We start from the raw sequence: 10,575 nt of genomic DNA, 5'->3' as shown, positions 1-10,575 counted from the left end.
CACTTGAAGAAAAGTAGAGAGCCCAAATTTTAATTTGGTGCGAATCACTTTCGCAGAGTGCAAGCAGAGAACCAAAATCTTCTTTTTGATTTTGTGTGAATCGCTTTCACAGAGTGCGTGGGAGACTTACACCAAGTTAGTCAGGTTAATAATTAAAATAAGTAAAGAGAATTTTTAAAAAGTATTAAACTTATTGTAATGAAATGTTAATAATTAGATGCTATTATAATCATATGGAAATTATCCTCCACTTAACAAACTCATGATTTTATATTAGGCATGTGAAAATAAATTGACTAGTTATTTATTTGAAGATGCCTTAAAGACACTGGTAGAGACACTAGTGTCTCTTTTTTTAATATTTAAATTGTAGTCAATTTTAATTGATTAAGCATATATTATAGTAGGCTGAAATCAATGTAAGCTTAAAATATACAAATGAGTAAATTAGAGTAATAACTTAATGACAATTCAATTATAAATATTTATAGCCCTGGGTAGCTGGGCAACCCAGGGCTTTTATGAATCCTTATTTTTTCTGTTATGTTTATTCGTTTAAAAAATATTGTAAAGAATATGTCTATCTATATTCAATAAAATTGTATATTTTTTAACGAAATTATAACATTCTATATACATGTTTAGAAAAAAATGGTATAATAAAGATGGTTAATTTCTCATTAAAACATTAATTCCTTATAAATTTACCAGGATATTATATCCTGGTTCTTTGTTTTATAAGGGAAATTCTTATATTTAGGGGATATTTTAATTTTATATAATTAACCATTGAATAAATAAACTTTTAACAATACCCAAATACTTCCTTATTGGCATCGAGTGGTAATCTCCTACCAGGCTATGATAAAATAGGTATAAGGCATATGAAAATAAATAGTAAGTCAAAGATGCGACGTATATTTTGAATCCTACAAGGAAATAGGTTCTTCAGATAGTGAGCTATCTGAGGGTTCTGTTGACGTGGTGGGATTCAAAATAGACTAGCATACTGACTAGTTATTTATTTGAATGTGCCTAAGTTAAAGAATACTTCAGGAGGATTTAATAATGGATACAATAAAAGCAATAGAACAGAGAAGAAGTATACGAAAATTTAAAGATAAAGAAGTTTCAAGAGAAACTATAGAAAGATTATTGGAACTAGCTACTAAAGCACCTTCTGGAAAGAATCGTCAACCTTGGAGATTCGTTGTGCTTCAGGGAAAAAATAAAGAACAACTAGTACATATTATGAATAAGACTTCAAAGGATTACGGAGAAAAAGGTTTGGATTTTGGAAGCCTTAACATAAGCAGCAATTCAATAAAAGAAGCAGACACAGTTATTTTGGTATTCAACGCATTTTCAAATTTTGAAAAAGATTATAATCATAATAGGATGCTTACAGATACTCAGTCTATAGGAGCCGCTGTACAGAACATGATTTTAGCAGCAGAGAATTTTGGACTAGCTACTCTTTGGATATGCGATATATTTTATTGTGATAAAGAAATATGCTCCTGGCTAAATAAACAGGAAGAACTTGTGGCAGCAGTAGCTATAGGTTATGCAGATCAATCACCTTATCCAAGAACACGTAAGCATTGGAGTGAGGTTACAGAGTGGTGATAGGGGAAAAGAAGCTATATAATATTGTTACATCTCAAGAGGATTCTAGCTCTAAAACTGGTGTAGATAATTGAAGTATACCAAATAGGTTATATGGTAAAATTATGTATATATACAATGCCATGGAGAGATAGTATAATATAAGAATTCTAATATTGATTATAGACTTTAATTACTATTAGGTATTATTGAGTAGTTATCGGAAATGACTGGTAAACATGAAGTTGATATTAACATATTAAGACGTAGACCGGTTTAAGGTAATATACACTATTGACTATAAAAATATAATACATGGATTATAGCTCTAGAAATTATTTCTAGGGTTTTTTGTCTTTGTAAAAATTAATTATCATAGGTAAAAGTTTTTTAACCAGTCCATAAACCAAAGTTAACTAAGGATAACTATAATTTATTACTGTAGCTTAGATAATTAAAAATAGAGAGGTTGATAATATTGAATATCAAAAAGATATTAATACCAGTACTTATTACTACATTATCTATATCATTATTGGCAGGATGCAAATCAAACAGCTCTTCTAAAAATGTGGGAGGAAAAACCCAAATAGAGTATTGGCACGTTGCAACCCAAAGTTTTGGTGGACCAACTGTTACCAATCTAGTTAATAAGTTTAATGGTGAGTCAAAGGATGTAACTGTAACGGCAAAGTTCAATGCAGATATGTATAAGGGGCTTGCACAGAACCTTCAGGCGGCCGCGGCATCTAAACAATATCCAGCTGTAGTTCAAATGGGATACAATTACTTAAACTATGCAGCAGAAAACTTTAAATATGTTACCCCAGATGAAGTAATAAAAAAGTATTTTCCAGAGGATAAGAATTATTTAAGTGAAAATTTTTCATCTAACATATTGGATTTAGCAAAGGTTAATGGAAAGCAAATAGGTATTCCCTATTCCATAAGTAACCCTATAGTATATTACAATGCAGATATATTTAAAGCTGCAGGATTAGACCCTGAGAATCCACCTAAAACCTGGGATGAGGTTAAAAAAGATAGTGAAATAATAAAACAGAAAACGGGAATCTATGGTTTTTATATGCAGGAGCCAGCAGATAACTGGGCTCAGCAGGCACTAATGGAGGCAAATGGTGGGAAAATGACCTCTAAAGATAATGGTACTGTTAAGGCAAGTTTTGCAACTAAACAATCTGCTGAAGCCTATGATTTATTAGCGGGTATGATAAAGGACAATACTGCACTTCATGTAAATTTTGATGAAGGTAATCAGGCATTCTTAAGCGGAAAGGTTGCTATGTGTTTAACTACCATAGGTAAAAGAGATAATTTTGAAAAAAGTGCTAAATTTGATTTAAGAGGAACCGAGTTCCCTCTATTTGGAAACAATCCAAGAAGAGTGCCAGCAGGGGGGAATTTTCTTATGATAACTGCACAAGATGAAGCAGGTCAAAAGGCAGCTTGGAAATTTATAAAATCTTTACTTACTACTCAGTCACAAACAACATGGACTAAGGGAACTGGATATCTTCCATCAGGAAAGAATACAGCAAATGATCCTAAGGGACTAAAGGATCTTATGGCCCAGGACAAACTTATGAAGACTGCAGAGGGGCAGATGAAGGATATAGTTCCATGGACTAGTTTCCCTGGTGCCAACGGACTTCAGGCAGAACAAGTGCTCATAGATACAAGGGATAGTATTTTAAGTGGCAAAGAGAGTTCAGATAAGGCTTTAAAAGATGCTCAGGATAAGATAAACAATTTAATAAAATAGAACTCTGGAGGCTGACTTAAACGGTGCATCTTGGGTCAGTCTCCATTTTAAGGAGAAGATAGCTGTGATAGAAAAGTTAAAGAAGAATAAATTAACTATATTGTTTTTGCTTCCTACTATATTAATTTTTTCTATATTTACGTTTTATCCTATAATAGACACCATAATTTTAAGCTTTTATAAATGGAATATGGTTAGTCCAAATAAACAATTTGTTTTATTTCAGAATTATAAGGATATATTTACGGAACCTGAAATTGGGAGCTCCTTTATAAATACAATTATATATATAGTAATTTTAGTGGTTTTAAATTTTGTACTTCCCTATATTATAGGTTTCATACTAGCTATGCTAGTTAGTAAATTTAAGGGATTCTACAAATCTATTATATTTTTGCCAAGTATAATATCTACCGTAGTAGGATCACTTATTTTTCTTTGGGTTTTTAATCCCCTTTCAGGACCAATTGCAATTTTTCTATCTAAGTTTGGTATACAATCTCCATTTTGGCTTAAAACTAATGGACTTGTAATAATTGTGCTAAGTCTTGTGACTGCTTGGAAAAGTTTCGGATATAATCTTATAATTTTACTTGCCAGTATAGTTGAAGTTCCCAAGGAGCTAATAGAGCAGGCAAAGCTTGATAAGTTGTCAAATATTCAGATATTCCTAAAGATAGTAGTTCCTTTAACTTCACCAACTGCACTGTATGTGTTAATACTCACTGTTGTTTTCGGACTTCAGTATGTATTTGTACCTATAAATGTAATTACTCAAGGTGGACCCAATAACGCAAGTACAAATTTAGTATACAGTATATATCAATATGGTTTTACTTTCTTTCAGACAGGAAAGGCATCGGCTTTAGCAGTGGTAACTACAGCATTTTTCTTTGTGTTAATGCTTGTAAAATTCAAGGTGCTGGAAAAAGGAGTATACTATGAAAACTAATAAAAAAGAAACAAAATGGCATGTGCTTCTATGGGTAATAGTTATTATTGAAATATTTCCACTGCTTTTTATGATATCTACTTCCTTTAAGCCCATGAATCAGGTTTTCACATCTACACTTAATATAATACCTACAACTCCTACATTTAAAAATTATAAATATATAGTAGATACTTTGCCTATTCTTAATTATGTGGGTAACACCTTTATCATAGCAGCAGTAGTAACTATAGGGAAAACAGTTACGTCTATCCTTGCGGCATATGTATTTGTTTATAAAGATTTTAAGGGAAAAAATATTCTTTATTCTATTCTATTATTAACCATGTTTGTACCTTTTACCGTTACCATGATACCAAACTATATAATAATGTCTAATGCTGGTCTTTTAAATAGCAATATTGGTGTAGTTTTGCCACAATTAGCAGATGCTCTGGGAATATTTTTAATGAGGCAGAGTATGAGAACTGTGCCAAAATCTTTAATCGAGGTAGCTAAACTGGAAAAGGTACCGGAAATAAAAATATTATCCAGAATAATATTGCCTCTCATAAGGAATTCCATAATGTCTATGGGCATAATATTCTTCATAAATTCATGGAACGAATATTTTTGGCCAATGCTTATACTAAAAAACAAGGATAAGTTTACACTGCCTTTAGCACTACAGCTTTTTATAAGCTCAGAAGGGGGAAATGACTGGGGCGTTGCCATGGCTGTAGCTTGTTTAACAGTTTTACTTCCATTAGTGCTATATATAATTTGCCAGAGATTTATAATAAACACCTTTATGAATTCTGGAATTAAGGGTTAACAAAAGGGGGATTGAGCATAAATGAATGGTATAAGATTTAAAAATATATGTAAAAATTATGAAAGCACAAGTATAATAAAAGATTTGAATCTGGACATAAAACAGGGGGAGAGAATCATAATTCTTGGACCTTCTGGGTGCGGTAAAAGTACAACTCTGAGAATGATAGCAGGCCTTGAAACCATATCTTCAGGAGAACTTTACCTGGGAGAGAAATTGGCTAATGATGTAGAGCCTGGGGATAGAAATATTGCCATGGTATTTCAAAACTATGCACTGTATCCACATTTAACTATCTTTGATAATATAACTTTTGGACTTAGAATGAATAGAGTTCCCAAAGAGGAAATAGAGAAGAGAGCTTCTGAAGCTGTTAAAATACTCAATTTGAAGGGCCTTGAAAAGAGATATCCTAAGGAACTGTCAGGGGGTCAAAGACAGAGGGTAGCATTGGCAAGGGCCTTAGTTAAGAGGTCACCTTATTTTCTATTGGATGAACCACTATCCAATTTAGATGCTCAGCTTAGGACTTCTGCCAGAGGTGAACTAGTAAAAATACATGAACTCTATAATCCTACCTTTGTATATGTAACTCATGATCAGGTTGAAGCTATGACTATAGGACACAGAATTGCAGTATTAGATAAGGGAAAGCTTCAGCAGCTGGATACTCCAGACAATATATACAATAAACCTGTGAATACCTTTGTAGCAAAATTTATAGGATCACCTTCTATGAATTTAATGGAGGCAGTAGTAAAGGGAAATAGGTTAATTCTTGGCAGTAAAAGTCTTGAAATTCCAGAGGTGTGGCTGAATGTAATAAAGCTTAATAAGGAAAATAGTGTTGTCTTCGGAGTAAGACCAGAGAACGTAACTATAAAGAATACAAATAATTCTAATTCTTTACCAATGAAAATGAAATATATAGAGAATCACGGCAATAGGAAATGTATATATTTTGATTTAGATGGAAATGAAATGTTAGCAACCGTAGATAGTGACTATAGTGTTAATAATTTAGATAATCTATATTATTCTATTGATTGGTCTAAAGTGCATTTCTTTAATAAAGATGGTAACAATTTTGGTTATCCTAAAAATATAAAAGAAGAGGTGGAGTTAATTGGCTAAAATAACAATCAGTAATTTACCCTATATAGATGGAAATTCAGATGAAATACTTGAGTTCTTGGATCGTGGATTAGGAGTTGAATTTTTTATAGAACCTTTAGTAGAAGGCTATGAAAATGGAATAGAAAACCTGCTTGATGGTATCAGTAAAAAAAATTTATCTTTCCACTGTCCCTATAAACTGGTAAACGAAGCAGTGCATAAAAATAGTGTGGTTTGGGAGAGAACTTTAAATGCCTTTAAATACGCTATGGAATTATGCAAAAAGTATAAAGGTGAATATATGGTAATACATACCAATGAAGCTATATGGGATAAGATTGAGGATGAAGAATATGTAAGAGAAAATTTATATACCTTACTTAAATTAGCAGAAGAATATGAAATAACAGCAGCAGTGGAAAATGTGGGGATAGGCCCTAACAATATATTTACCATGGATAAATATATTGACCTTTTTAAGGAGTATAAAAATATAAAAGCGTTAATAGATGTAGGTCATGCCTTTGCAAATGCCTGGAATGTAGAAAAACTCGTCTATGAACTAAAGGACAAAATAATAGCTTATCACATTCATGATAATGATGGATCCTCAGATTTACATTTACCCATTGGAAAAGGAAAATTTAATTGGCATAAATTTTTTAAAATCTATAACAAATATACTCCAGAAGCTAGCTTAGTATTGGAATATAGAACGGGTACCACCAAAAATAGTATAGAGAATGGAATAAGGTATATTGAGAGAAATACTTGTTTTCAAATTATATAAAAAAGATAGGTAGATGTGAATTGTTAAGTGAGGTAAAGATTTTTTAACCAGTACGTAAACTAAAGTTAATCATCTATAACTATAATTAACTCTTGTAGCTGAGATGATTATTTTTATGGAGGTATTCAAATGGAAAAAGCATTAGAACAGCTGGAAGAAGCACCAAAACAACTGCATGTTACTAGAGCACAAATTGTGGAGAGAAAGAAAAAGTTAAATTTTTTAGAACCCTATATGTATCTTGTACCATGTTTAATAATTTTTATAGGCTTTACTTATTTCCCATTCTTTAAAACTATATATATGAGTTTGTACAACACAAATGCTCAAGGGGAAATGAGTTCTTTTGCAGGATTGTCAAACTATATAGATTTATTTAAATCACCTTCCTTTTTAAATAGCATATTTGTAACATTTAAGTTTGTAATTTTAACTACTATACCATCTATAATAATAGGACTTGTTTTAGCTCTTGTTATTAATAATAAATTAAAATTTAAGGGCTTATTCAGTACTCTCTATGCAATGCCTATGGCTGTGTCATCATCATCATCGGCTATAATATGGATGCTATTATTTAATCCGGCTATTGGTCTTGTGAATTTTGTATTAAAGAGGAACATACCATGGCTTGCCAGTCCATTTTGGGGATTTATTGCAGTAGCTGTAGTAAGCATATGGATTTCCAGCTGCATGAATTTTATATTTATAACAGCAGGTCTAAAGAACATTCCAAAAGAATTAAATGAAAGTGCATCCATAGATGGTGCAAATTATCTTCATCGATTGAAGAGTATAGTATTACCATGTCTTTCGCCTACACTTTTCTTTGTGATGGTAGTCAATGTTATAAATGGGTTTCAAGCTTTTGGAGAGATAAATATAATGACACAGGGTGGGCCGGCAGGAGCTACTAATGTGCTTGTTTACTCCATCTATAGAGATGCATTTTTTAATAGTAGATTTGGATCTGCCAGTGCAGAGTCTATAATTCTATTTATTATAATCCTTTCAATAACGCTAGTTCAATTTAGATACGAAAAGAGAAAAGTATTTTATCAATAAAAAGAGAAAGAAAGGTAAAAATAGATGAAAAATAATATAAATAAAATAATACTTTATTCTGTAAATATTATACTAGGAATAATGGTAATAATTCCTATACTATATGCACTGGATATTAGTTTAATGCCTCATGATCAGATATTTTCTTATCCGCCAAAACTTATACCAAGTAAATTATACTTTAAAAACTATGTAGATGCACTAAATGCAGCACCTATACTGAGATTTATATTAAATAGTTTTATAGTATCTTTATCAATAACTATAGGACAAATTATAATTTGTTGTTTAGCGGCATTTGCTTTTTCTTTCTTTAACTTTAAAGGAAAGAATCTAATTTTTATACTTGTGTTAGCAACTATGATGATTCCTGGGGAATCAACTATGATATCAAATTATCTTACCATAGGAAATTTTAAATGGCTAGATACTTACAAAGCGCTGATTATACCTTATTTAAGTTCAGCCATGGGAATATTTATGATAAGGCAGTATTATCTTACTCTTCCTAAAGAGATATATGAAGCGGCTAAAATGGATGGCTGCAGCAACTTTAGGTTCTTTATTTCAATAGTACTTCCAATGTCAAAGCCAATAGTAGGGTCTCTTGGAGTGTATACGTTCATCACTAGTTGGAATCATTATATGTGGCCGCTGCTTGTAACTAGTAAAGAAAGCTCAAGAACAGTTCAAATTGGTATAAGTATGCTGCAGTTTGCAGAAAATCAATCTTTTGGACTCGTTATGGCAGGAATAGTAATGGTACTTTTGCCTTCAATATTAATATTTATATTTGGTCAAAAGCAGCTTATAGAGGGAATGACCTCTGGAGCGGTAAAAGGCTAAAAATACAATATATTCTGTAGTAAATTTAAATAAAAGATTTCCAAGGGGGAAATACAATGAAAAAGAAAATTTTAGGTGTATTAATAGCTTCACTTTTAGTAGGAAGCATTTTTACCGGTTGTGGTAACAGTAACACTGCAGCAAAAGCTTCTGATAAACCAGTAGAAATCACATTTTGGCATTCTATGGCAGGTAAAAATGGTGAGGTAATTACTAAAATGGTAAAGGATTTTAATAGTTCTCATAAAAATATAAAGGTCAATGCGCAGTTCCAAGGGAAATATGATGATGCCATAAATAAACTTAAAAGTGCTCAAAAGATAAAAAATGGACCAGATGTTATGCAGGTATATGATATAGGTACAAGATTTATGATAGACAGTGGATGGACTGTACCAGTGCAAAATTTCATAAATGATGAAAAATATGATACGTCAAGTCTTGAGCCAAACATATTAGGTTATTATAGTGTAAATAATAAACTTTATTCTATGCCGTTTAATACATCTACACCTATAATGTATTATAATAAAGATGCCTTTAAAGCAGCAGGACTAGACCCTGAAAATCCACCAAAAACATTTTCAGAATTAGAGCAGGCTGCAGCAAAATTAACTAAGAAAGATGGTTCAGGAAAAGTTAGTCAATATGGATATTCCATGGCTATATATGGTTGGTTTTTTGAACAATTTGTAACTAAACAGGGACAAGATTATGTAAATAACGGAAATGGTAGAACAAAAGCTCCAACATCTGTAGAGTTTGATAAAAATGGATCAGGACTTAAGGTATTAACTGAATGGAAAAAGCTTGTGGCTTCAGGTAACGCTGGCAATTTTGGAAGAGATGAAGATGCTACAAAAAATGCATTCTTAGCAGGAAAGACAGCTATGTATATTGAATCTACAGCAATTTTATCAGGAGTATTAACTGGTGTTGGCAATAAGTTTCAAGTAGGAACTGCACCTTTACCATCTTTCGATGATACAAAAGATGGTGGTGTTTCTATAGGGGGAGCTTCTCTATGGGCAATTGATAGCAAGGATAAGGACAAGGAAAAAGCAACTTGGGAATTTATGAAGTATATGGTATCATCTAAGGAACAAGCTTATTGGGCTAGTGAGACAGGTTACTTCCCAGTTACAAAGAAAGCTTATGATGAGCAGGTAATGAAGGATAATTTAGCACAAAAACCACAGTTCCAGACTGCTATAGATCAGCTTCATGCATCACCAAAGACATCAAAGGGTGCACTTATGTCAGTATTCCCAGAGGCAAGACAAATTATAGAATCAAATATAGAGCAAATGCTTCAAAATAATAAGAGTCCTGAAGATACTGTAAAGAGTGCAGCTGACAGTATAAATGCATCTATAAAGAAGTATAATGAGGATAATAAGAAATAGGATAGGCATATGAAAATAAATAACAAGTCAAAGATAGGTTGTATATTTTGAATCTTACAAGGAAACAGGTTCTGATGATAGTGGTGCTATCAGAAGGTTCTGTTAACGTAGTATGATTCAAAATAGACTAGTATACTGACTAGTTATTTATTTGAACATGCCATAAGTAATGTTTATAGTAGTGATACTACGTGT

The 10,575-nt window shown here is 32.0% G+C and carries 9 protein-coding genes; all 9 read left to right on the top strand.

The annotated features are described in order from the left end of the window. Positions 1-1,068 precede the first annotated feature (1,068 nt). Positions 1,069-1,629: a nitroreductase family protein gene (locus RH99_RS16205; RefSeq protein WP_010240677.1), complete on the top strand. Its 561-nt coding sequence runs from the start codon at positions 1,069-1,071 to the stop codon at positions 1,627-1,629. A 457-nt stretch (positions 1,630-2,086) separates the two neighbouring features. Further along, complete coding sequence (locus tag RH99_RS16200; RefSeq protein WP_010240676.1) at positions 2,087-3,391, top strand: ABC transporter substrate-binding protein; 1,305 nt, start codon at positions 2,087-2,089, stop codon at positions 3,389-3,391. Between the two features lie 64 nt (positions 3,392-3,455). Continuing rightward, a complete protein-coding gene (locus RH99_RS16195) occupies positions 3,456-4,343 on the top strand; it encodes a carbohydrate ABC transporter permease (RefSeq protein ID WP_010240673.1) in 888 nt (295 codons plus the stop codon). After that, positions 4,333-5,157 (top strand): carbohydrate ABC transporter permease, encoded by an 825-nt coding sequence (locus RH99_RS16190; protein WP_010240671.1) that lies wholly within the window; start codon positions 4,333-4,335, stop codon positions 5,155-5,157. The genes RH99_RS16195 and RH99_RS16190 overlap by 11 nt, the downstream gene beginning before the upstream one ends. Positions 5,158-5,178: 21 nt before the next feature. Beyond that, positions 5,179-6,291: an ABC transporter ATP-binding protein gene (locus tag RH99_RS16185; RefSeq protein WP_010240670.1), complete on the top strand. Its 1,113-nt coding sequence runs from the start codon at positions 5,179-5,181 to the stop codon at positions 6,289-6,291. Beyond that, the gene (locus RH99_RS16180) at positions 6,284-7,063 is read left to right on the top strand and encodes a sugar phosphate isomerase/epimerase family protein (RefSeq protein ID WP_010240669.1); all 780 of its coding nucleotides are present in this window, start codon (positions 6,284-6,286) and stop codon (positions 7,061-7,063) included. The genes RH99_RS16185 and RH99_RS16180 overlap by 8 nt, the downstream gene beginning before the upstream one ends. Before the next feature lie 129 nt (positions 7,064-7,192). Then, complete coding sequence (locus RH99_RS16175; RefSeq protein ID WP_010240668.1) at positions 7,193-8,128, top strand: carbohydrate ABC transporter permease; 936 nt, start codon at positions 7,193-7,195, stop codon at positions 8,126-8,128. A 24-nt stretch (positions 8,129-8,152) separates the two neighbouring features. Continuing rightward, entirely contained in the window at positions 8,153-8,974 is an 822-nt protein-coding gene (locus RH99_RS16170) for a carbohydrate ABC transporter permease (protein ID WP_010240667.1), read from the top strand. A gap of 56 nt (positions 8,975-9,030) precedes the next feature. Further along, positions 9,031-10,380: an ABC transporter substrate-binding protein gene (locus RH99_RS16165; RefSeq protein ID WP_010240666.1), complete on the top strand. Its 1,350-nt coding sequence runs from the start codon at positions 9,031-9,033 to the stop codon at positions 10,378-10,380. The last annotated feature ends 195 nt before the right edge of the window (positions 10,381-10,575 follow it).

It is taken from the genome of Clostridium arbusti SL206, assembly GCF_000246895.1.
In the GTDB taxonomy this organism is placed as follows: Bacteria; Bacillota; Clostridia; order Clostridiales; family Clostridiaceae; genus Clostridium_I; species Clostridium_I arbusti.
The sequence above is the reverse complement of the archived record's forward strand: the minus strand, read 5'-3'. Positions and strand labels throughout refer to the sequence as shown.

What these genes read in the sequence shown, in the direction of transcription:
- RH99_RS16205 (WP_010240677.1), top strand. Translation starts at nt 1,069, where the DNA reads ATGGATACAATAAAAGCAATAGAACAGAGAAGAAGTATACGAAAATTT.
- RH99_RS16190 (WP_010240671.1), top strand. Translation starts at nt 4,333, where the DNA reads ATGAAAACTAATAAAAAAGAAACAAAATGGCATGTGCTTCTATGGGTA.
- RH99_RS16185 (WP_010240670.1), top strand. Translation starts at nt 5,179, where the DNA reads ATGAATGGTATAAGATTTAAAAATATATGTAAAAATTATGAAAGCACA.
- RH99_RS16175 (WP_010240668.1), top strand. Translation starts at nt 7,193, where the DNA reads ATGGAAAAAGCATTAGAACAGCTGGAAGAAGCACCAAAACAACTGCAT.
- RH99_RS16170 (WP_010240667.1), top strand. Translation starts at nt 8,153, where the DNA reads ATGAAAAATAATATAAATAAAATAATACTTTATTCTGTAAATATTATA.
- RH99_RS16165 (WP_010240666.1), top strand. Translation starts at nt 9,031, where the DNA reads ATGAAAAAGAAAATTTTAGGTGTATTAATAGCTTCACTTTTAGTAGGA.